The sequence below is a fragment of the Psychrobacter sp. W2-37-MNA-CIBAN-0211 genome, from assembly GCF_040309405.1.
GTDB lineage: Bacteria > Pseudomonadota > Gammaproteobacteria > Pseudomonadales > Moraxellaceae > Psychrobacter > Psychrobacter glaciei.
Window position 1 is genome coordinate 45,157 of record NZ_JBEOOU010000008.1, and the last position, 21,887, is coordinate 67,043.

The 21,887-nt window shown below is 43.6% G+C and carries 19 protein-coding genes; 13 read left to right on the plus strand and 6 right to left on the minus strand.

Going from position 1 to position 21,887, the window contains the following annotated elements:
* Window positions 1-3: 3 nt before the first annotated feature.
* The 4 genes from AAEY72_RS09160 to AAEY72_RS09175 all read left to right on the plus strand — a co-directional run bounded on the left by AAEY72_RS09160 (window position 4) and on the right by AAEY72_RS09175 (window position 3,237).
* A complete protein-coding gene (locus tag AAEY72_RS09160) occupies window positions 4-657 on the plus strand; it encodes an OmpA family protein (protein WP_352310280.1) in 654 nt (217 codons plus the stop codon).
* Window positions 658-715: 58 nt separating this feature from the next.
* Window positions 716-1,906 carry a hypothetical protein gene (locus AAEY72_RS09165; protein WP_352310281.1) on the plus strand — a complete coding sequence of 397 codons (1,191 nt, stop codon included), beginning with the start codon at window positions 716-718 and terminating at the stop codon, window positions 1,904-1,906.
* A 65-nt stretch (window positions 1,907-1,971) separates the two neighbouring features.
* On the plus strand, window positions 1,972-2,556 hold the full coding sequence (locus tag AAEY72_RS09170) for an OmpA family protein (RefSeq protein ID WP_352310282.1): 585 nt from the start codon (window positions 1,972-1,974) through the stop codon (window positions 2,554-2,556).
* 105 nt (window positions 2,557-2,661) lie between these two features.
* Window positions 2,662-3,237, plus strand: a complete 576-nt coding sequence (locus AAEY72_RS09175; protein ID WP_352310283.1) for an OmpA family protein — start codon at window positions 2,662-2,664, stop codon at window positions 3,235-3,237.
* Window positions 3,238-3,325: 88 nt separating this feature from the next.
* Here AAEY72_RS09175 and AAEY72_RS09180 read toward each other — a convergent pair whose 3' ends face one another.
* A complete protein-coding gene (locus AAEY72_RS09180) occupies window positions 3,326-4,237 on the minus strand; it encodes a LysO family transporter (protein WP_210541337.1) in 912 nt (303 codons plus the stop codon).
* Between the two features lie 271 nt (window positions 4,238-4,508).
* Between AAEY72_RS09180 and AAEY72_RS09185 the strand changes: the two genes are divergently transcribed.
* Genes AAEY72_RS09185 through AAEY72_RS09195 form a run of 3 tightly spaced genes read left to right on the plus strand, consistent with a single transcriptional unit; the run spans window position 4,509 to window position 9,412 of the window.
* Window positions 4,509-7,346 carry an alpha/beta fold hydrolase gene (locus AAEY72_RS09185; RefSeq protein ID WP_352310284.1) on the plus strand — a complete coding sequence of 946 codons (2,838 nt, stop codon included), beginning with the start codon at window positions 4,509-4,511 and terminating at the stop codon, window positions 7,344-7,346.
* Window positions 7,347-7,349: 3 nt separating this feature from the next.
* Window positions 7,350-8,579: a patatin-like phospholipase family protein gene (locus AAEY72_RS09190; RefSeq protein ID WP_352310285.1), complete on the plus strand. Its 1,230-nt coding sequence runs from the start codon at window positions 7,350-7,352 to the stop codon at window positions 8,577-8,579.
* 8 nt (window positions 8,580-8,587) lie between these two features.
* Window positions 8,588-9,412, plus strand: a complete 825-nt coding sequence (locus AAEY72_RS09195) for an SDR family NAD(P)-dependent oxidoreductase (RefSeq protein ID WP_352310286.1) — start codon at window positions 8,588-8,590, stop codon at window positions 9,410-9,412.
* A gap of 245 nt (window positions 9,413-9,657) precedes the next feature.
* Here AAEY72_RS09195 and AAEY72_RS09200 read toward each other — a convergent pair whose 3' ends face one another.
* From AAEY72_RS09200 to nadA, 3 genes are all read right to left on the minus strand, one after another.
* Window positions 9,658-10,551 carry a phosphatidate cytidylyltransferase gene (locus tag AAEY72_RS09200; protein WP_352310287.1) on the minus strand — a complete coding sequence of 298 codons (894 nt, stop codon included), beginning with the start codon at window positions 10,549-10,551 and terminating at the stop codon, window positions 9,658-9,660.
* A gap of 84 nt (window positions 10,552-10,635) precedes the next feature.
* Window positions 10,636-12,546 (minus strand): L-aspartate oxidase, encoded by a 1,911-nt coding sequence (gene nadB / locus AAEY72_RS09205; RefSeq protein WP_352310288.1) that lies wholly within the window; start codon window positions 12,544-12,546, stop codon window positions 10,636-10,638.
* Window position 12,547: 1 nt separating this feature from the next.
* Entirely contained in the window at window positions 12,548-13,687 is a 1,140-nt protein-coding gene (nadA, locus tag AAEY72_RS09210) for a quinolinate synthase NadA (RefSeq protein WP_502945360.1), read from the minus strand.
* A 324-nt stretch (window positions 13,688-14,011) separates the two neighbouring features.
* Here nadA and AAEY72_RS09215 point away from each other — a divergent pair, with 324 nt between their 5' ends.
* From AAEY72_RS09215 to AAEY72_RS09225, 3 genes are all read left to right on the plus strand, one after another.
* Window positions 14,012-15,046 carry an NUDIX hydrolase gene (locus tag AAEY72_RS09215; protein ID WP_352310289.1) on the plus strand — a complete coding sequence of 345 codons (1,035 nt, stop codon included), beginning with the start codon at window positions 14,012-14,014 and terminating at the stop codon, window positions 15,044-15,046.
* A 346-nt stretch (window positions 15,047-15,392) separates the two neighbouring features.
* On the plus strand, window positions 15,393-16,253 hold the full coding sequence (nadC, locus tag AAEY72_RS09220) for a carboxylating nicotinate-nucleotide diphosphorylase (RefSeq protein WP_352310290.1): 861 nt from the start codon (window positions 15,393-15,395) through the stop codon (window positions 16,251-16,253).
* A 410-nt stretch (window positions 16,254-16,663) separates the two neighbouring features.
* Window positions 16,664-17,305, plus strand: a complete 642-nt coding sequence (locus AAEY72_RS09225) for a MarC family protein (protein WP_194620308.1) — start codon at window positions 16,664-16,666, stop codon at window positions 17,303-17,305.
* Window positions 17,306-17,508: 203 nt separating this feature from the next.
* Here AAEY72_RS09225 and AAEY72_RS09230 read toward each other — a convergent pair whose 3' ends face one another.
* Window positions 17,509-18,111 carry a LysE/ArgO family amino acid transporter gene (locus AAEY72_RS09230; RefSeq protein WP_352310291.1) on the minus strand — a complete coding sequence of 201 codons (603 nt, stop codon included), beginning with the start codon at window positions 18,109-18,111 and terminating at the stop codon, window positions 17,509-17,511.
* Between the two features lie 92 nt (window positions 18,112-18,203).
* Here AAEY72_RS09230 and AAEY72_RS09235 point away from each other — a divergent pair, with 92 nt between their 5' ends.
* The 3 genes from AAEY72_RS09235 (at window position 18,204) to AAEY72_RS09245 (ending at window position 20,499) form a co-directional block, all read left to right on the plus strand.
* The gene (locus AAEY72_RS09235; RefSeq protein ID WP_227676218.1) at window positions 18,204-19,022 is read left to right on the plus strand and encodes a hypothetical protein; all 819 of its coding nucleotides are present in this window, start codon (window positions 18,204-18,206) and stop codon (window positions 19,020-19,022) included.
* A 202-nt stretch (window positions 19,023-19,224) separates the two neighbouring features.
* Window positions 19,225-19,896 (plus strand): hypothetical protein, encoded by a 672-nt coding sequence (locus AAEY72_RS09240; RefSeq protein ID WP_352310292.1) that lies wholly within the window; start codon window positions 19,225-19,227, stop codon window positions 19,894-19,896.
* 45 nt (window positions 19,897-19,941) lie between these two features.
* Window positions 19,942-20,499, plus strand: a complete 558-nt coding sequence (locus tag AAEY72_RS09245; RefSeq protein ID WP_352310293.1) for a hypothetical protein — start codon at window positions 19,942-19,944, stop codon at window positions 20,497-20,499.
* A gap of 108 nt (window positions 20,500-20,607) precedes the next feature.
* Here the strand turns inward: AAEY72_RS09245 and rluB are convergent, their stop codons facing one another.
* Window positions 20,608-21,558, minus strand: coding sequence for a 23S rRNA pseudouridine(2605) synthase RluB (gene rluB, locus AAEY72_RS09250; protein ID WP_201593706.1), 951 nt, complete (start codon window positions 21,556-21,558; stop codon window positions 20,608-20,610).
* Between the last annotated feature and the right edge of the window lie 329 nt (window positions 21,559-21,887).

A 21,887-nucleotide genomic window follows, 5' to 3' on the forward strand; every position in this document is an offset into this window, starting at 1 on the left:
ACAATGAAAATTAAATTAAGAAATACAATTCTAGTTTGGGTAAGCGCTTTGGTATTAACAGGCTGTCAAACCGCCGACTTGTCTAATCAAGCAACTCAAATTATTGATATACCAGTTGTTGAAGCTATTTTAGATAGCGATGGCGACGGATATTCTGATGATATAGACATGTGTCCGGGTACACCAATGAACATAGTAACAGATGAAAGGGGTTGTCCCTTTACTGGCATGGGGATAGGTCTAAAAATGGAATATCGTGCCTTTTTTGCCAAGGGTAGCAGTGAGCTATCGCCAGAGTATCAGCTTGAGCTTGATAAAGTAGCAGCAAAGCTGCAAGAGTACTATACGGCAACGATGCGTATTGAAGGGCACGCCACCACAGATGAAATATCCGCTACCGTCTTACGACCGGATTCTCTATCAAGATATAGAGCACTTATCGTCAAAAACTATCTAATAATGCAGCATCAAATTGAGCCTGAGCGTTTAAGTACCGCTAGTTTTGGTGCTGAACAGCCCATTGCTTCTTCTGATACTCAAGAAGGTAAGTCTATGAACCGCCGTGTTTATGGGATAGCTACTGCAGATTTTGATACCGAAGAGGAGATGTCTATGCACCGCCGAGTTTATGATATAGCTACGGAGCCTAAAGATTAATTATTTAATATTCAATCAGCAGATTTTAGTTTAAAACAACTATCCAAAGGCAAACCCCATGCTTATCCCAAAATACTGGGCGCAATACAAACAGCGCTTTGAATCGCTAGAGACGTCTAGTAAATCCTCCAAGCAAGCCACTATTAAACGTTACGGTTGGTCAGATGTCAGTCAAGCAGAAGCGCTAAGCCATGCTAAATCTCGCGTGAGTGAGGCGCATAACTGCTGGCTGGCAGGTGAAGATATCTTACGTCGTGAGCGCAGGGAAGAATATAACGCAAGCAACGGTATTCCCATTCGTGAAGAGATTATTTCTGAACGTGATTTTCCAGAAAATGAATTATCCAATAATAGTGCAGCAGTGACGAAGCTTATCGTTACGCGTAACAGTTACGGCGCACAAGTCGCTAACGTCGATAACATCGCAATCATTGATGTCGATAATAAAGATCTACTAGGCCATCTATATCCCGAACATTACAGCCCTAATGGTTTTATGCCTGCTATACCCACTTATCAAAGTAAACCATCAAGCAAATTAAAAATTTGGGTTTTTATCCTTGTGTTTATACTTATCGCCAGTGTCATCGCTTGGCTAGGATTGTCTTGGTTGTGGCTATTGGCAGTTATGTTTGGCGTGACTACTTATTTGTGGAAACAAGCCAGCCAAAGAGACAAAGCCCGCGCACAAAAATATACCGATGATATTGCCTCGTTACAGCCTTTCATGACGGATTTAATCAAAAAACGTGTTGTCAATCATCCTACCGAACGCTTTCGTTTATATCAAACGCCAGCAGGATTTCGCATTATTGCCACACACGATACTATCGCGCCAAGTGATGAGTTGGTCGCGGAGTGGTTTGAGTATTTCCATGCGGATGCCAATTATGTGCGTCTGAGTCAAATACAGCAGTGTTTTCGAGCGCGGCTCACTGCTAAGCCGTGGCGTATGAGTGAGGTTGAAAATAAGAAGTTGGTTAAAGATATCCCTGCTAAAAACTTTTGGTTTGGCTCTGATAATACCGATGTGGAGAATAGCATTGAGCAACGTCAAGATGAGTTAAAAGCGCGTAAACAGTGGATTGTTGACTATGATCGTTTTGTAAAAGGCTATCGTGCATGTCATTATGTTGAGAGTTTTGCTGGCAGGAAAGCCAGTCATCAATTAGAGTCTGTAGCGATAAAGGCTTTTGTCGATTGGCATGATAGGGCTTGTCGAGTGGATAAAGCGTTACCGATGGCTTGATTGAGGAATTCAAGCTATTATCGGAATAATGTTTATTCATTATCAGTAAAGTCTGTGAGGCCGTTATGATTATTAGAATACCAGTGTACTTAGCGATAGCAACTACTGTCTTAATAGGCTGTCAAACCATTACAACTGTGCCGCCTAAAGTTATGCCTCAATATGAAAACATCAGGACAATGCAAGCAGATAGCGATTTAGATGGCGATGGTGTACTTGATGCTATAGACGAGTGTCCAGGTACATCTTTTAACGTGGTGATAGATGAAAGGGGTTGTCCGCATTCCTTACTTTTTGGTGAAAATGAATTTATGATGGAAGCTAGAGCGTATTATGATGAAAATAGCAGTGAGATAAAAAGTGAGTATTATGAACAGCTAGATAACGCAGGCAAAAAAATGCAAGATCATTTGGACGCTGTTATGCATATCGAAGGGCATATATCCAAACGTGAAGATAATAATGCCAATCAAACATTATCAATATACCGTGTGGAAGGAATTAAAAATTATATGACCATGACATATAATATTGATCCTGATCGTATTAAAACTTTTTACTATGGGTCAGAACGTCCAATTGCGCCAAATGATATCGAAAGCAGTTGGCTCAACCAGCGTATTTATGTGCTTATTAGCAATGTTGAGTAATATATTGAATGTTTCAAAAAGATCGAAAATGATGGTAAATAAAGCTGTAAGTGATTCTTAATGAAGAGAATAACAATGACAACTAGAAACTACAGGAGTTTATTGATGCTAGCATCATCTATTGCTTTAGCTGGCTGCCAAACCACTACAACTGCGCCTTCTAAAGATTTACCTAAAGATGAAAATATCAGGACGATGCAAGCAGATATCCCTGATTCAGATAGCGATGGGGTGCTAGATAATACAGACGAATGCTCAGACACACCAAATAATGTAGTGGTTGATAAAGTAGGTTGCCCTTTATCTGTATCAACAGATGTTGGTCATGGTATCGGAGGCCAAGTTTCTTTTCCTATGAACAGTAGTCAGCCTTATGCAGAAGATATAGATAGCCTTAAAGTTTTTGCAAATATTAACGATAAATGTTTAATTGGATTAGACGGTAATATTAGTAAATATGAAAATATCGAAAGTAATAAGACACTAGCAAGAGACCGCGCCGAGTATATTGCGAGTTATCTTATTCTAAATTATCAAATTGATCCTAGACAAATCAAGACAGCTTACTACGGTGATGAGAGATCAAAAGCGCCTAGCGATAGCTATGAAGATAGTAAGGTAAATCAAAGAGTAGATACGACTATGTGGTTTGATGACAATTGTAAGAACAAGATTGATTGAGCTAAGGTGAAAGTCTTTTTATCTCTTAGACGTATAGTTAAAAATAGAAAAAAATTTTTGTGAAGTAAAGCTTATCATTTTTTCGACATCAACCCAACGCCGAGAATACCACCATCAACACAGGCGAGACAATATTAATAATAAAGCCAAAGCTAATCGCTAAAGGCACGACTTTTAGACCGCCAGACTGCTGAATAATGGGTAAGGTAAAGTCCAAGCTCGTCGCACCGCCAAGTCCAACTGCTGCTGAGGGATATTTACGCATAAACACAGGAATAAATATCAGCGCAAAAAACTCACGTACCAAGTCGTTAAAGAGTGCCACACTGCCCCAAACCGCGCCATAAGCATCGGTCATGACGATTGCTGATAGCGAGTACCAGCCAAATCCTGACGCCAGTGCCAAGCCTTTTGTCCACGATACCTCACTGAACATCAGCGCAAATAGTAAGCCACCAACCAATACCGCTAGCGTAAAAATAATGCTCATCTCAACGCCGCGTTTATTCAGCAGCACTTCTTTTAAAGTAATACCCGAGCCTTTCAATCCAATACCGACCAGCAAAATTAATATCATTAACATCACCGTCATGGTGTTTTCGGGTGGCATATAATTGTCTGGTAGGAAGTATCCAATCACCATACCAATGACTACACAAATCACCTGAGCGAGGCTGCCACGAATACTGACGCGATGTTCTTTAGATTTTACGCTGGGTTTTTTGGCGTGCCATGGACGCAAATGATCGAACAACATCAGGGAAAATAAGCCCGTACCAATCGTCAATATCGATAATATAGTGACATACAGCGCAATCTCACCTATCTGACTGCCAAGCCCTTCCACTTGCGACAGCTCAATACCAATCAGCGCTAAGATGATAAACACCAAATAAGACAAGCCTTTATCCGCAAGCTTGGTCATTTTAGGATTAGAAGGAATGGCAAAACCAATAAACATTGGCATTAATACCAGAACAAGGGTAATCAGGCTTTGCATGGTGGCAGGCTCGTAGCATTTTTGAAGGTGTTTTTGAGAAGGTATTTCTAAGAAGCTGAGGATTGTAGCATATCAAGCGATTAATACTGACATGAGCGACTAAGATTCCTTGTGAAAACTGACTGTTTAACTATTAAATGTTGGCTTATAAGGTGAGCACCTTTGTAGCGAGATGGTAGGATAGGGTTTTATGCATGATAATCCGGCTAACAACCATACTTAAGTATTTACCTAATCAACTTTTGTTGCTACATTAAAGGACTGAATATATTTGGCTCGCCTTATGTCGCTCTATCAGCTCAAATCTCAGTTTCAAGATCAATTGCGCCCAATTAGCGATGCATTGGTCGAGCAAAAGGTTACCGCTAACCAAGTGACGGTATCAGCCATCTTATTGAGCCTTGGTACGGCTTATGTGATTGCCAAGCCTGCAACTGAGAAGCAGGAATTATGGCTTTTATTGCCTTCATCATTGTTTGTACGCATGGCGCTCAATGCTATCGATGGCATGATGGCGCGCGAGCATGGGCAAGCCTCTAAAATTGGTGAAGTGCTCAATGAAGTGGGCGATATCGTGGCTGATACGGCGCTTATCGCAAGTCTTGCTCCGCATGTTGCTAATGGTAATTTGCAAGCGTCGGCAGTCAATTTTCCCAACAATATATCAATCCATCAGCAACATATTGTCAGTCTAATCGTGCTTAGTATCGGCACCGAGTTACTAGGTATCGCCAGTAATAGGATGTTAGACATTAGAGCGAATCAAGGGCCTTTGGGCAAAAGTGATCGTGCTTTTGTGCTCGGTGTGCTTGGCACTTTTATGGCAAGTAAAGTACCGCCCGCGTTATTTCATATCAGAGTAGGGCAATTATTTATACTCACAGAGGCGCTGCTACTAAAAACTTGTCTCAATCGACTGCGTTATATGGCAGACTTATATTTGATGCGTAAACCACCTGTGCTACGCTCAAACCGTTTAGACAATATTGAATCAATAGCAGAATCATCGTATCAATCTATATTATCTATCGATTGCCAAGCGATTATTGATCAACCTGATACGTTATCTCCCAATAGCTTTTCATCAAATTCTCCTTTATCACATTTTCCTTCATTAAATGCCCCTTTATCAAATTCTGCTGCTAAAACGTCCCTTTTGGAGTCCCAGACAATGCCCGCTATTTCTAAAAATACCCAGTCTACCACTGCCAAAGCTGCCCCAAACAAGGTTAGCGATTACCTTCATCTATCATCGTCCGAAGTTGTTAGCGGTGAAAGTTGCTACAACGCGTATGATGGTACGGCAATCTATTATCGCTATTGGTTGACGATGCCTTTAGAGGGTATAAAAAAAGCCAGTCAGCAACACACACAACAGCGCCAAGTCATTCTGTTACATCGTGGTCACGAACATTCTGGACGCTTAGCAGAACTTGGGGAACAATTTGCAAAAGCGGGCTATCAAGTATTTGCTTGGGATGCGCGTGGTAATGGGCGTTCGGGTGGTATCAAAGACCATGCCGAAAGCGTCACCGAGCTTGAGCGCGATTTAGACGGTTTTGTACAATTGGTTATTGGGCAAACGGGCATTGCTATTGAGGATACATTAATCGTCGCCAGTAGTATCGGTGCAGTACTCGCAGCAGCATGGGTACATGATTATGCGCCAAATATTCGCGGGATGATATTGGGTACGCCAGCGTTGAGTATTCGCTTGTACATGCCATTTGCCATACCATCGCTAAAGGTGGCTCGCGCGCTTGGTCTAATGTCACGCGTGAGCAGCTACGTCAAGGCGCAAGTCTTAACGCATGATAAAGACGCACAGCAAGCTTATAATGCCGACCCGCTAATCTCAAACAGTATCTCGACCGACTTGCTCATCGATACGCATGCAACGGGTCAACGCTTGCTCGATGATGCGGGTGCTATCACCGTGCCGACGTTTGTATTGTGTGCAGGCAAGGATTACGTCGTTGATAAGCAGGCCGAACGCGATTTTTATGAGGCGATTAATACGACTGATAAACGCTGGCAGTTATATCCAGATAGCTATCATGCGATTTTTCATGAGACCAATAAGGCAGACGTCTTCGCGGATTGTATCGATTTCGCTGAGCAGGTATTCAGTAAGGACGTTAAAGCACCTGATTTAAGCGCCGCTCATCTTAATAGTGCCAGTAAAGATAAGGTGGATCGTTTAGCGATTAAACCCTTTAACCCAAGCTTTGCCATTACCCGATTTGCCATGCAAAAATTTGGTCATGTCAGCGACGCCATTGCCACAGGACTAGAGCATGGATTTGATTCGGGGCATTCGCTCGATCATGTTTATTATAATCAGCCCAGTGGTCAGAATAAATTTGGTCAGGCGGTCGATAAGTTTTACTTAAGCAATATTGGTTGGCAAGGGATTCGTATTCGCCGTGAGCATATATTAGAGCTGGCACGTGAAGCTTTAGCAGATATTAAGTCTGGCAATCAAAACCAAGCTAGTCAAAACCAAGCTAAGCAAAACAGCAAGGAGTCATTGCAGCCGAAACTACTCGATATCGCTAGTGGGCATGGCTTTTACGCCTTTGATTTATTGACAGAGTTTACCAACTTGCACGCTGAGCTACGCGATTATGAGCAGCATAATATCCAAGCCTTACAGGCAAAGGCGGAGCAGTTAGAGATTGCTGATCGTGTCCTTACTTGTCAAAAAGATGCGTTTGACCCTGCCAGTTATTCTCATGTACAGAAGGGAAGCGGCGATGCTAAAGGTCTTGATGATAAAAAGTTCGATATCGCCATTGCCTCTGGCGTGTTTGAATTATTTTCTGACAATACGCTACCAGCGACGGCGTTAACGGGTATTTATGACAGTTTAAAATCTGGTGGTTATTTACTTTATACCAATCAGCCGTGGCATCCTGAGCAGGAATTTATCAGCAAAACCCTAAACAATCATCGCGGTAGCAGTTGGGTGATGCGCTGTCGCTCGCAAGCGGAAATGGATCAATTGGTTGAGAATGCTGGCTTTAAGAAAGTCGCCATGCGCATCGACCGTTTTGGTATCTTTACGGTGTCATTAGCAATTAAAACAGCACCAAATGCTGATAAGTAATAGATGAATAATAAAAGCGTCAAGCCTTTGAATAGAAAAAGCAGCAAACCTTATGAGCGCGTCCAGCTTTTCTCCGGAGGTGGCTCGCGTTTTGGTTATTATTTGGGCAGTTATGCGGCATTGGTTGCCCATGATTTGACACCAGATATCATCGTCGGCACTTGCGGTGGTAGTCTGTCGGCTTATTTAGTCAATTTAGCGCCTGACCCCAAGGATTTGCAGGAGCTGATGTGCAGCCGTGAGTTGTATCGTGTCATTACTGCAATTAGACATGTCGCGCCAGACGAAGCCAATAGGCGACTAAAAATACGTTATATGACTCAGGCGCTTAAACGCTGGCGCTTGTCACGGCAGCTGTCCAACCGCCAAAAACAGCAACAAGCAGATAACTACGAGCGACTATTATATGAGCTGCAGCAGTTGGCGATGTTTCGGATAGATAACGAGGGGCAATGGCTCGATGAATTGTCTCGTTTTTATCCCAAGCAGAATAATAATTCATTTAATACCGCCGCGCCAGAGATAGCTCTTATCGCTAGTCGACTGTATCAAGCGCCCAATCAAGCACCTAATCAAACGCCTAATGCTGATAAATCTGTCCACAATGAGTTTAAACTACAAGAGTTGTTATTTGCGCCACCGCGTTTGGCAGTATCAGAGCATTTTGATGAAATGCTTAACGCACCTGCGCATACGTTTGCCGATAGGCGTATTCATCAGTCAGTAAATGTCGTAAAGCAGTGGGAATTTAATTCAGCGGTTCGCGCTTCCATGGCAGATATGTATTATCTACCGCCAACGCCTATAGACTATCTGGGGTGGTGCTTAGGCGGGGTGATTAATCTTACGCCGATCGAGCTAGCATGTCAGCTAGGGCAGACTGTATTTGCAGAGACCAAGGCAGGATACGATACTTATCTTGCTTCGCCAGCGATTCAGCGCGTTTTTGGTTTTGACCCCAATGAGCGTTTGGCACAGGTGCATGATTATCAGCCAATGGAAACGTCATCACTTGTGAAGTCAGAAAGAAATAGCCGTCAATTGCATTGGTTACCCTTTGCTGATAATGGCCAACAGTTGGCAGGACAGCATGTACAAAAGCGTTTTAATATCAGACAAATGACCGTTGAGCTTATTCACAGTGACTATGATGGTTTTGTACAGCAAATGCAGACGCAATGGCAATATGGCTATCAGCGTACGACTGACTATATACGGCAGCAGGGTCTATGAACGCACAAATGAAAAATATTACACAATCTACTTCCACTCATAAGCCATCGCATCTTATCGTTTTTGGCGGTACGAGTGGACTTGGCTTAGGCTTGGCGCTGCATCATCAGGCGCTTGGCTGGCAAGTGAGCGTGGTTGGTCATAGTATGGAGAAGATAGATAATATCAATAGTCAGCATCCTAATATTGTCACTTATTGCTGTGATTTGATGGATAGCGTCCAAACACAAATGTTGTTAAATGATTTATCAAATATCAGTTTTCAAAGATTGATTTATAGTGCGGGCAGTTACACCAATGAGCGTGTCCATCGTCTCAATCAAGATGACAGCGATCAAATGCTCGCGATTAACCTGCAAGCCTTTGCTCAGGTCTTTATGTGGGCAAGTGAGCAGTTAAAGCGTCAAAGTTATTCATCAGATTTCAACGAAAACAACAGACAAAGTCTGATTTGTATCGCGTCTATCGCCGGTACTATAGATTATCCTTATGCCAGTCTTTACGCCAAAAGCAAACGCGCCATGATTGCGACTGCCAGCGCTTATCGAGCAGCACTTGCGCCTTATAATATCCAAGTCAACTGCATTGCCTCAGGCTATATCGATACCCAAGCGTTGCGTGATTTCAATGACGGCAATGCCAGCCATAAGCCATTCATAATCAGTACGCAAACGGCGGTTGAGAATGTTATACAAGCGATTGATGATGATATTGAGCTGGCTATATTTCCACGCTCCATGCGCTATATTACTCGGGCGCTCAATCATTTACCTAAGCCTTTGCTTAATTGGATATTGCGCAGTAGATTGGATAAACCTACTGGATATAGTTAGTCCTAAATAAAAGAAAGACAACTATTATAACGTGCTACTGGTATCAATTTTTCTTGCTTGCTGTGCTTACGCCGACAGAGGCTGCGAATAATTCATCCCAGTAGCACTGTATCTTTTAAAAGTGGATCGACTATAGTCATTCCACTATAAAAGTATTACAGCGTTAACCTCGCTTGAAGTATCACATATACATCTACACTCGGTTGCCTTGTACTACTTTTAAATTGAATCGACTATATAACAACTTAGCCGAGCAGCCAATAAAACAAGGTAAATACCGGCACGCCAATCAGCAAACTATCCACTCTATCTAATACGCCACCATGTCCAGCGAGCATAGTCCCCGTGTCTTTTACCCCGTGCTGACGTTTGAAGGCGGACTCTAATAAATCTCCAGCGATACCACTGACCGCTAAGCTATAAGCGGCTAATAAGCAAATCCACCAACTAAAAGGCGTGAGCCAAATGCCCAATAGCGTTGCCAATAGCGCCGCTAGCATACTTCCGAAAAGAGCACCTTCGATACTTTTATTCGGGCTAATGGTGGGAGCAAGACCACGCTTAAACAGCTTGTGACCAAGCAATCGTCCACATAAATACTGGGCAATATCATTAAATTGACTGGCAAATAAAACAAAAAATAAAACGCCATACTGTTCGCGCTGCCAGATTAATTGTTGTAAGGCAATGAGACTGATAATCAGGGTGATAAAAGCAAAACTAAAGAATAGGTCTAACAGATTTAGACGTGTGTAAGCTTGAGGAGAATGAGGAGAGGTTTGGCTAAAAGGCTGAGTATTCGCTTGTAAACCGCGCGCTTGGAGCTTGTGAATCAGCACAGCTTTGTTGCGCAGGCACCATAAGCGTTTGATCTCATAGCTACCACGCAAACCAATTAAGACGAAAAAGGCGATGAGTAGCCACTGGTAGGGGTAGGTAGGAGGCTGTGAGGGCTGGCTATTATCCGTTATCTTAGCGATAACATAACAAGCGCAAAGCGCCGCTAACATGAGCCACCACGAGCGTGCAATCAGATAAATTTTTGGCAGGCGCTTACGCAAGCGAGGTAGGGCCAGCAAGGCCCACGTCAAACTGACGACAATCATAAGTCCGATCACAAACAGCGTATCAGTAGCCATATTTTAAGCACTTTGGGGTCAATAAAGAACGGCAATTTATCGTTTTTCATGGCTAGAATAACAACCTTCAATCGCTGTTAAACGTTAGCAACTGTATGCTGTTCCAACTTCTGTGTCATCGATTATAGGCTGAACCAACCAATCAATGCCACCCTCTTTGTTACCTGTTTTGTCACCTTCTCTCAGCTTTGATAAGGGCGCAATCACACTGGTTCGAGGTGTGGTCGCCAAATGCGGATAATCTTGACGATAGTGACCACCGCGACTCTCATAACGCTGATAAGCCGACTGAATAATCAATGTCGCTAATTGTAATTGTCGTGCTAATTGAAAGTATGCCAAGCTGGCAAGGGTAGTTGTATCGCTCTTACTACTGATATTGGTTGAATGAGACTTGAGGCATCCAAGCTGCTGCTGCCAATTTTCTATTTGTAGCAATGCTTGTGCTAATTGCCCAGCGCTGCGAGTGATACCCATATGAGCAGTCATCAAAACTTTTAGTTTGGCGGTTATCCCAGCTATGTCAGCATCTATATTGACGTTATGATGAGTATTGCTTTTATAGTCAGTAGACGGTGGCAGAGTAATGGGCTGAGTATCTTTAAGCGTTGGCGGCGTCCAAATGCCAAGGGCTGATTGATTTCCTTTATTAAAATATGTCGCTTGACTAAGCTCAGTCACGTCTTTTAAATAGCGCGGTAAGTCAGCAGCGATATTACGTCCAACCACCACACATTCCAATAAAGAATTGCTCGCCAAGCGATTAGCCCCATGCAAACCTGTATAGGCAACTTCGCCAGCGGCATAGAGACCTGCCACATCGGTCATACCATTGACAGATGTGACTACACCGCCGCAGCTATAATGAGCGGTAGGCGCGACCGGAATTGGGTCAGTAGTCATATCGATGCCCAGCTTTAATAACGTTTGATAAATTTGCGGGAAGTGCTCTCGTAAAAACTGTTCTGGCAGATGACTGACATCAAGGTTTACGTAGCCAAGTCCATTCGTACTAATCTGTTCAGCAATAGCACGAGCGACGATATCGCGTGGTGCCAGTTCTGCACGCTCGTCAATGTCCAACATAAAGCGCACACCGGTTTGTGGACAAGTCAGCCGCCCACCTTCACCGCGTAGGGCTTCAGATATGAGAAAGCTGCTGTCATCTAATGCCAAACCAGTCGGATGGAATTGAATGAATTCTAAGTTTGCTAAGCGGCAGCCTGCTTGCCATGCCATCATTACGCCATCACCGACACAGACGTTGGGCGCACTGGCACGCTTAAACAATTGACCCAAGCCACCACTAGCCAGTACGACTGCGCGACTATAAAAAGTCAGTTGTCGTTGACTACTATGATCAAAAACTTGCGCCCCTTGGCACTGATTATCACTGCTTGTTAAAAGGCTCAGCGCTTCATAATAAGGCAAAATAGTGATATTGGCAGCAGATTGAGCCTTTATGGTCAAGGCTTCCATAATATGTCGACCAGTCGCATCATCCGCATGCGCGACCCGCCTGCAACCATGTCCGCCTTCTTTGGTTAAGTGTAAGTTAGCAGTCTGTAGCTCAGTCTGTAGCTCAGTCTGTAGTTCAGTCTGTAGCTCGGTGAAAGGTTTTGCATTATCATCTTGCTGTATCTGGGTAAAAGGCACACCTTGCGCACATAACCATTGCACAGCCTGCTGTCCGGCACTTAAAATGCTACTGGTATTGTCAGCTTCGCATAAGCCTGCGCCCGCAATTAGCGTATCAGCGATATGGTCAGCGACAGAGTCATTCTTATCTAGGCTGGCAGCAATACCACCTTGGGCATAATGGCTTGAACAAACTTCCAAGTCGGCTTTGCTCAATACGGTAATATTCAGCGATGTTGGTAACGCTAGAGCCGTGCTTAAGCCTGCCAATCCTGCACCGATGATAAGGACATCGGTTTGTACCGCCCCATCAAAATTATCAGCATTTAGTGCTTCCGCTGTAGACACCGCATTCATATTAGGCTGCTCCGACATTGGCGAACAGCTCGCGGTCTTTAACAATATCGCCACTGGCTACCACTCGCTGTTTTTGTGATTCGGCAAAATCAAGCATACGTTGCAAGGGCTTTTTAGCCGCAACTGCCAGATCAGGCGTCATCAAAACTTCACCGCTCTGATTGGTGAGGCATTGCTCGATACCTTTTAAGCCGTTCATCGCCATCCATGGACAAAAGGCACAGCTCTTACAGCTTGCGCTTTCACCAGCAGTAGGCGCTGCTAAGAAACGCTTATTTGGCGAGCGCTTTTGCATTTCATGCAAGATACCTAAGTCGGTGGCGACGATAAAGGTATCGGCATCCATCTCATAAGTTGATTGCAACAATTTGCTAGTAGAGCCAACCACATCGGCGAGCGCTACTACGCTGTCAGGGGATTCAGGATGCACCAATACTTTAGCGTTTGGATGCTCCTCTTTTAATTGCAGCAGTTCGGTCGCTTTAAACTCATTATGTACGAGGCACGAGCCTTGCCAAAGCAGCATATCTGCGTCAGTCTCTTTGGCGATATATTTACCCAAATGGCGATCAGGACCCCAAATAATTTTTTCACCATTATTATGCAAATGGCGAATGATATCGATGCCAACGGATGACGTCACCACCCAGTCAGCACGGGCTTTGACGGCAGCGCTAGTATTGGCATAAACCACGACGGTACGCTCAGGATGAGCATCACAAAATGCAGAGAACTCGTCAGCAGGGCAGCCCAAATCAAGCGAACACTCAGCTTCTAGGTCTGGCATCAGTACCGTTTTTTCCATACTCAGTATCTTTGCAGACTCGCCCATAAAGCGTACACCTGCGACCACCAATGTCTGTGCACTGTGCGCTTGCCCGAAGCGTGCCATTTCTAGTGAATCGCCCACGCAGCCACCAGTCGCTAATGCCAAATCCTGAATAAAAGGGTCGACATAATAATGGGCGACCAATACCGCATTATGCTCTTTTAATAGCTTCTTGATGTTTTCTTCAACCACGATGCGTTCAGCGCGCGGCAAGTCTGCTGGCATTTTAGCTTTGGCATATTCGATGTTCATTTGAGTGGCGATGCGATTGTCCGTACTCATGATAGGTGCGTCGTAAGGATAAGTTTTCATAAAGGCAAACCTTTTATACAGTAGCGACAAGTAATATGCCGCTAAAAATAAGTCAATTGAATATTGCTAATGAATAAGATGTTTTAATTATGCTCATTTTGAGCATAAATACAAGTGTTTTTTTATAACTGCCTCGATGAAAGTACTTATTTTTTAACTCATTAGACCGTAAAGTCGTTGAATAAACCGCAGTTTTAGTTTTGTAGAATTACAACCGCAGGCTATGATAGTCTGGGATTCACGTTATACTCATCTACAGTATCAAAGCCGCATTTTATGAACTTATTATTCAATGACTACATTTAAAGGATTGTCGCCAAAACTATGACTTTGTCTTATTCACATGCGCATCAACAGGGAAGTGGTACCACTGAAGTGGTCGCAGTGCTAGTCGCCATCACTGACCACACAGCTCGTGTATTAACAGTAGATCAAGGCAAGCTGCTGCCCAATGGTCCTTTGATGCCGTTGCATCGCTCTTTGCAAGCAGGCGTGCGTCAATGGGTGGAGGAGCAGACGCAGCAACCGCTTGGTTATCTGGAGCAGTTATATACCTTTGTTGATACCAATAGACGTAATATCGATGGTCATGCGCTGGTTTATGTGAGCTATTTGGGTTTGGTGCAAGAGACGCAGATGCAAGAGCTACAAAGCGAGGCACTGTGGCGAGATTGGTATGATTATTTCCCGTGGGAAAATCACTTAGATGGTATGCCCAGTATCATCACAGACTTTATCGTACCTGTGTTATTGGAGTGGGCAAATACTGCCGAAGACTTGATTGTGCAACAGCGTCGACGCCAGCGTATTGGATTGTGTTGGGGACTGAGTGAGACGTTTTTAGCAGGTGGCGAACTGACAGACACAGAATTGGTTGGCGACCATGCTCATGAAAGTAGGGAGTGGATCGCAGAGCACGTACTGCTCCGCTATGAGATGCTGTATGAAGGGGGGCTGATACCCGAAGCGCCCAATTACCCGCCAACTTATCAAGCCGTTGTCTTGCCAGATGACTGGTCACAACGTATAGGCGTACCGATGTATTACGATCATCGCCGCGTGATTGCGACGGCTATTTCGAGGCTGCGTGCCAAGATTGAATACAGACCGCTTATTTTTGGTTTGATGCCAGATGTTTTTACTTTGTCACAGTTGCAGCAAAGTGTCGAGGCCTTATCAGGAGTGCGTCTGCATAAGCAGAATTTTCGCCGTTTGCTTGATTCACAAAACTTAGTGATGGAGACAGGAGAGAGTAGTAGCGCTCAGCGCGGTCGACCTGCCAAGCTCTATCGCTTCCGCCACGATATTGAGCTACAAAGCTTGCTAATGGACAGCAAATTGCCCAAACGAAACAAATAGTTGTCAGATTATTCCTACGATATTTCTGCCATATGCTGTGTTTATAAACGTTGACTAGGGCGTGTCCTCATTTTGAAAATGGTGATAAAAATGAGATAAATTGCAGCCAAACAAGAAAAGTAGCACAGATAATATCAGGATATTGACCAGCTATTTGACGCAGTTTGGCAAGATTTAGCCGTTTTTAACCCATTTAGGCGCTTTCGTTCAGATTAAGGGCACGCCCGAAACACATAAAATACCGACCTATCCTTGCGAGAAGGCTAACTTTACGCTATATTTATGCTCATTTTGAGTTTAAATCAATCGAATTTATATTCATAGCATACTTATATAAGGGTTAAAGATGACAGTTGAACGAGAGCCAGCGTTGGATGAAGTATTGCTTAAGCCCTTGGTTGAGGCTGCCCTCACCGAAGACTTGGGTCGACGCGGAGATGTGACTTCGCAAGCCACCATTCCCGCCGATATGCAGGCGCAGCTCCAGATTAAAGCACGGCAAGCAGGCGTGGTTTGCGGTATGGATTTGGCGCGTCTGTCTTTTGCTTTGGTTGATGCGCAGATAGAGTTTATCGCTCAGGTCATCGATGGTGAGAAGGTTGATGCAGATACAATATTGGCTATCGTACGCGGTAATGCACGTCATCTATTAACGGCAGAGCGTACGGCACTGAATTTCATGACGCATTTGAGTGGTATTGCGACGGCGACACAGCAGATTGTCGATACTGTGGCGGATTATCCTGCGCAAATTACCTGTACGCGCAAGACCATTCCTGGCTTACGTATCGTGCAAAAATACGCGGTGCGCTGCGGCGGCGGTCGCAACCATCGTTTGGGTTTAGATGATGCGATTTTGATCAAAGACAATCATATTGCTATTGCAGGCGATATTAAAACAGCTATCAAGCAAGCACAAAATTTCGCGGGTCATCTCATTCCGATTGAAGTGGAAGTCGATACGCTAGCGCAACTAGAGCAGGCTTTGGACGCTGGCGTGAGCTTGGTACTATTAGACAACATGGTGCCTGAAATATTGTTGCAGGCAGTGGCCATGTGTAAAGGTCGCGCCAAGACAGAAGCCTCTGGTGGTATTACCCCTGAGACCGTGCAAGCGGTCGCAAAAACGGGTGTTGATTTTATCGCGATGGGTTATTTGACGCATAGCACCACTGCGCTAGATATTGGTCTTGATTTTAGTGCGTAACGTTTGGCTTTATATAGTCAGTTCAATATAAAAAAGAGACAGTGTGACTGACATAAATTTTTTGTAGCCTCTGTCTGCGTAGGCACAGCAAGCAAGAAAAATTTATACCAGTCACGCATTATAATGTCGTGTATCTATTCTATTTAGTATCGACTATAAAGAAATAATGCCCCACCTTTATTAGCACTGTTAATACGATTATTCATCCGTTAAAAGTTGCTGAGCGATCTATGATAATCAGCTATTGCCGCTAATGCACTTATATGAGAATGTTAAGCAAAGTTAATGATTTAATTAGCTTATCTGCCTATGCTACAATGTCACTGCTAACCGCCTATTGGTCATCGTTGCACTCGCACGATGGCCTTATCTTTTTGCCCAAGTTTTACCGATAGACAAGCGAGCGCTCAGTGGATACTGAAATTATTAAAATCATCTTAGCCTTTGTGGTTTTGATTAATCCTTTTGCAGCTTTGACGCTGTTCTTGGACTTGACGCGCGGCTACTCGATGATTGATCGACGTAAAGTAGCACGTATTGCCTGCTTGACTATTTTTATCACCATCAGCTTTTTTACTGTAGCAGGCGAGGTGCTTTTAAAGGCACTTGGTATCTCTATTGGCTCGTTCCAGCTGGCAGGCGGTATATTGGTATTTTTGATTGCCTTGAACATGATGAATGGCGATGGTAACCCCGCTAAGCCTGATCAAGAAAATTTCGATGTTGAATACGATAAACACGCACTACCAAGTACCGCCTCAGCAGTAGTACCACTGGCTATTCCTATGATGATTGGGCCGGGTGGTATCTCTACGGTTATTATTTACTCTTCTCAAGTTTCAGGCATATTGCGTGTTTCTGCGGTTATCGTTGCAGGTTTCTTAATCAGTCTTTTTTGCTATTTGGCATTGATGGCGGCAGGTCGTATTAGCCGTTTATTGGGTGATACTGGGCTTAATATCATGAGCCGAATCATGGGTATGTTATTGGCTGCAGTTTCTATTGAAATTATCGTCAATGGATTACGCACGTTATTTCCTAACTTAATATAGCTTTTGTTAAGCCTAAAAAACCCAAACACGTTTATAGAATGTGTTTGGGTTTTTTGATTTTAACTGTACATTTGTATGAACTTGACTATAGTCGGTTCAATTTAAAAGTGGTACAAGGCAACCAAGTGTAGATATATATTTAATACCTCAAGCGAGGTTAACGCTGTAACGCTTTTATAGTGGATTGACTATATAGCTGTTTTCTAACTTTGGTATAGATGCCAAGCCAAATAAAACATCAATATACCCACCAAGGCATCAAGTATATTCCACGCTTTTGGCTTGGCAAACAGAGGTCTGAGTAAGCGCGCGCTATAGCCTAAAGCAAAGAAGAAAAAGAATGAGGCACTGACAGCCCCAATTGCAAAGGCTAGCTTGCTACTAGCGCCAGTTGAAACCATGCCAACGAGCACCAAGGTATCTAGATAGACATGTGGGTTGAGCCAAGTAAAGCCAAAGCAGAGCAATAGCGCCTTTTTTAAACTGGTCACAACTTGTCCATCGACGGTGAGCGCATGGGATAGGCGTACACTGGCATACAAGCTTTGAATGCCATAGCCCAGCAAAAATATGACGCCTGCAATCTTGGCAATGTTGACGACTTGCGGATACTGAGCGGTCACCGCGCCAAAGCCCGCAACACCTGCAGAGATTAAAAACGCATCGCTGACCGCACAGAAGAGACAGATAAAAAAGATGTGCTCGCGTTTGAGTCCTTGTTTAAGCACAAAGGCATTCTGTGAACCAATCGCGATAATGAGCGATAATCCCAGCAAAAAACCAGAAATATAATCGGGTGCATTCATAACCATTTACTCAATGTTAAAGACCAAAACGTTGACGTTTGCTTACTGGCAGCGTGATAAAAAACTGTTAAGATAAGGGATTGAGTGGTCGAATGCAATCAGTAAATGGGCAAGGGGCAGAGCAGAACATGGTCGTAAGTTTGACAAGAATGTTACAGTCATTTGGGCAAGCTCAAGATGATTTGCCAACGCGAGCTGCCAAACATGTTCAGCAAGGCGCTATCGCTCCTAATGCAGAAGATGATGCCAGTCCTGCTGATAGTATTATCCACAATCAAGACAGTGCTCGTGATGAAAACGCCATTAGTGAGCGCTTACCACTGACTCCTCCTGAGCGTGCCGATCGTATCTGCCAAGCGTTATCACAAGTCAATGATATTCGGACGCCAACGCCACTGACCGATCGCTATTTGTCCAATCGTGCTGCGATGCGCCCGACCAATAGACCGCCTTTCGACCCCGATACCCTATGGTATCTCAAACATGGACGCTGTCCGATTATGACTGAGCTTATTGATGTGGTTGATGAGGCCACCCTAAATGCTATGCCTATAGAAGCTGTTGCGATACTAGATCGAATTAACGGCAAGCTCAAGCGTTACCGTGAGTGGAGCAGTGAGCTCAACGAGCAGCAACAGCAGCAACATAACGAGCGTCAGTTTGTCATCGACAAGCTGGTGTCAGAGAGCATTCCAGAAGCACTACATCATTATGAGCAGTTGCAACGTTTTAGTCCGCATCGCACCAAAAACACAATGATGCAGGGAAAAATGACAGCAGGCGATATGCTGACTGATTTGTTTTTAGAAATTGATTATGAGCTTGATGAGTTATTGGACGAGTTGCATCAAACGGTTATGAATCGCCTTGCCTCAACGCACCGTTATGTCAAAAGCCGTACGAAAAGCTAATGTGTATTTATTTTAATGACTGCTATTAATTATCAGCTATGAGCAGTTAAATACATAACAATATGGGGCTTTAATAAAGCCTTATTTTTTTGTTTAATCTCATAGAGTTTAGAGTTTAGAGTTTAGAGTTTAGAGTTTAGAGTTTAGAGTTTTAAGGCTATCTAGAACAATAATAACTACGATGAATAATGAGGACAATCCCATGACCCAAGTAACGGCAATGTTAGTGATGTTTGTTTTATACGGAGTGCTACCAGCAGCTGGGTTATATCTAGGATATCGTGGTATCAAAAAAGTGACCGCGCCCAAAATGCTTGAATATAAAGCGATGCCGCAGTTGGGTTATATTCCTGAAAAAAGCTTACCTATCGAAGTCAAAACAGCCCTTGACCAAATCAATGGAAAAGGCGAAAAGCTACGTGTCATTTATGGCGATACCAATAATGATGGCAAGATAGATGATAAAGACACAGTCAACGAAACCTATATTATGATTCAAAACTTGATGGACAGACATATTCCGCTAGCGGTAGCTGACTATCGACGCTTGCATGACCTAGATGTGGGGGATGTGGGGGATGGGGCGCTTGCTGATACCACTAAGATTAAGCATTCTAATGTTACCGGAAAAGAGGCGTTGCTAGACGTACTGAGTACCATTAATACTCAGTTTGATGATTTGCTCAATGCCTCATATCACCAAGATGGACAAAAATTGCTCGCAACCAATCGCTATTTGCAAAAACGCTTTGACAATCCTGCTGATAATACAGAGTTTCAAAAGCTCGATAGTAGTGTCAGTAATGATGTGAATATTCAAGCAATTGAAAGCCCAGCTGGTACAAATGTGAGTGCTGAGGATATTAAGCTGTAGATGTAGAGTCGTATTATCAAAGAATAGGGTAAAGAGTAAATATCTATGAGCATACTAATCGGCGTTGGGGTTGTGACAACCGTCACGGTCGTTTATTTGGGTAAAAAAGGCTGGCAAGCTTTGCATAAAGCTGTTGGTATTACGCCAGGTGTGCTTACTTATCAAGATTATGATGCGCCGTTATCACTATCCAAACTCAGTTGGCAGCAATTGAATTTGCATAAGAAACATCTGCAAAGTTTGTCAGAGCAGCAACTGCGCCAACTAAAACGTATCGATGAAAAAGTAAATCACTATCAACGCTATCACAAAGCCCTGCAAGCGCAACATAAAATGCCCGAACTCACAGAAGCGCAGTTTGTGTTGCATAAGCTGCTGCATACTCGTTTGCCCGAAATGCTTGCCAGTCACTACCACCTAGCGAATGTGAATATAAATGCTCACAATGTGAGTAATGACAATAAAGCAGAAGCGAGTGAGTTATTACAGAGTGTTTTAAATAATATTGAGCAGCGTTTAGATAATCTGTTAGCGCAAATGGACACGCAGCAGTTGCAAGATTTGCGAGTCATGAAAAACTATATTAATAGTCATGATAGCTAAATATTAGGTTAGTAAAATTATTATAAAAAACGCATAAAAAAGCTGCCCATAATGAATATTTATGGGCAGCTTTTTTATGGTCTAATTTAAATCTATTGAAGGCTTAAATTAACGCTTATCGTTGCGGTCACGGGTATTGCGTGTACCACGACTGGCAGGGCTAGCACTGCTTTTAGGCTTCGCGCTGCTGTTGCGATTGTCGCTACCACTGCGGCTGCTATCGCTACGACTGTCAGTAGTGCGACGTGCTTTAAGTGGTTTGTTTCTGATGCGCTCTTGTTTCTCTTTCGCCGCGCCATGTAGACCCGTACCATAACGTGGACGTAAGCTCACTAGATCAGTCAAGGTATTGATGTCTTTTCTGTCGAGCTCTAAGAAACGACCAGTACGCAACTCTTTTGGTAGGGCAATCGTGCCATAGCGCGTACGCAGTAGACGACTCACTTTTAGGCCTTGCGACTCAAATAAGCGACGTACTTCGCGGTTACGACCTTCTTTTAGCTGGACGTGATACCATTTATTGACGCCTTCACCGCCGCCTTCTTTGATATCTTCAAACTTTGCCGTACCATCTTCTAGCATGACGCCAGCTGTTAACGCACGCGCGATATCAGACGTCACTTCACCTAATACACGTACTGCGTATTCACGAGTGACTTCACCAGAGGGATGCATCAAGCGATGCGCCATTTCACCATCATTGGTAAACAATAACAGGCCTGTTGAGTTAATATCCAAGCGTCCGACCATGACCCAGCGATCATGAGTCAGCTTGGGCAGACGTTCAAAAACCGTTGGACGACCTTCTGGATCATTGGCAGAGCACACTTCACCTTCAGGCTTATAGTAAGCCAATACGCGGCGACGCTTCTCATTCTCAGCGGTATATTTAATCTGACGACCATCAACACGAATCTCATCGCCTGGTTCGACGCGATCACCGATGGTTGCTGGGCCGTTATTGACTGTTACGCGTCCAGATTTAATAACTTCTTCCATCTGACGACGTGAGCCAAGCCCCATGCGGGCGAGGGCTTTCTGTAATTTTTCATCTTTCATAATCATGTCCTTGAGTCGGTGGGTTTATTACATTTCTCAATGTAGAAATACAGCTAGGCTCGACAGTGGTGAAAAATAAATACATTACACTGCCGAGCCAAAAATTTGCAATGGCCATTTTACGCTATTTGTCGCTATTGTAGGGTTTTTTATTCATTATCAATTTATAGAATAAAATCGAGACGATAAGTAGGTTATCTATGCTAAAATGGTACATTGATCAAGAGTTTAGTAGACAAAAGGTAATTTATTCGGTACAAGCGGTGAAATATAGGCTAGATATTCAAGATTAGATGACAGCTGTTACTTTAAAAAAACCAACAATTGTC

Bases quoted from the DNA above. Each gene is read 5' to 3' on its own strand.
- nadA (WP_502945360.1), bottom strand. From the start codon at position 13,687: ATGAAAACTTATCCTTACGACGCACCTATCATGAGTACGGACAATCGC.
- AAEY72_RS09170 (WP_352310282.1), top strand. From the start codon at position 1,972: ATGATTATTAGAATACCAGTGTACTTAGCGATAGCAACTACTGTCTTA.
- AAEY72_RS09160 (WP_352310280.1), top strand. From the start codon at position 4: ATGAAAATTAAATTAAGAAATACAATTCTAGTTTGGGTAAGCGCTTTG.
- AAEY72_RS09175 (WP_352310283.1), top strand. From the start codon at position 2,662: ATGCTAGCATCATCTATTGCTTTAGCTGGCTGCCAAACCACTACAACT.
- nadC (WP_352310290.1), top strand. From the start codon at position 15,393: ATGACAGTTGAACGAGAGCCAGCGTTGGATGAAGTATTGCTTAAGCCC.
- AAEY72_RS09240 (WP_352310292.1), top strand. From the start codon at position 19,225: ATGACCCAAGTAACGGCAATGTTAGTGATGTTTGTTTTATACGGAGTG.
- AAEY72_RS09200 (WP_352310287.1), bottom strand. From the start codon at position 10,551: ATGGCTACTGATACGCTGTTTGTGATCGGACTTATGATTGTCGTCAGT.
- AAEY72_RS09165 (WP_352310281.1), top strand. From the start codon at position 716: ATGCTTATCCCAAAATACTGGGCGCAATACAAACAGCGCTTTGAATCG.
- AAEY72_RS09195 (WP_352310286.1), top strand. From the start codon at position 8,588: ATGAAAAATATTACACAATCTACTTCCACTCATAAGCCATCGCATCTT.
- nadB (WP_352310288.1), bottom strand. From the start codon at position 12,546: ATGAATGCGGTGTCTACAGCGGAAGCACTAAATGCTGATAATTTTGAT.
- AAEY72_RS09190 (WP_352310285.1), top strand. From the start codon at position 7,350: ATGAATAATAAAAGCGTCAAGCCTTTGAATAGAAAAAGCAGCAAACCT.
- AAEY72_RS09245 (WP_352310293.1), top strand. From the start codon at position 19,942: ATGAGCATACTAATCGGCGTTGGGGTTGTGACAACCGTCACGGTCGTT.
- rluB (WP_201593706.1), bottom strand. From the start codon at position 21,558: ATGAAAGATGAAAAATTACAGAAAGCCCTCGCCCGCATGGGGCTTGGC.
- AAEY72_RS09235 (WP_227676218.1), top strand. From the start codon at position 18,204: ATGCAATCAGTAAATGGGCAAGGGGCAGAGCAGAACATGGTCGTAAGT.
- AAEY72_RS09215 (WP_352310289.1), top strand. From the start codon at position 14,012: ATGACTTTGTCTTATTCACATGCGCATCAACAGGGAAGTGGTACCACT.
- AAEY72_RS09180 (WP_210541337.1), bottom strand. From the start codon at position 4,237: ATGCAAAGCCTGATTACCCTTGTTCTGGTATTAATGCCAATGTTTATT.
- AAEY72_RS09230 (WP_352310291.1), bottom strand. From the start codon at position 18,111: ATGAATGCACCCGATTATATTTCTGGTTTTTTGCTGGGATTATCGCTC.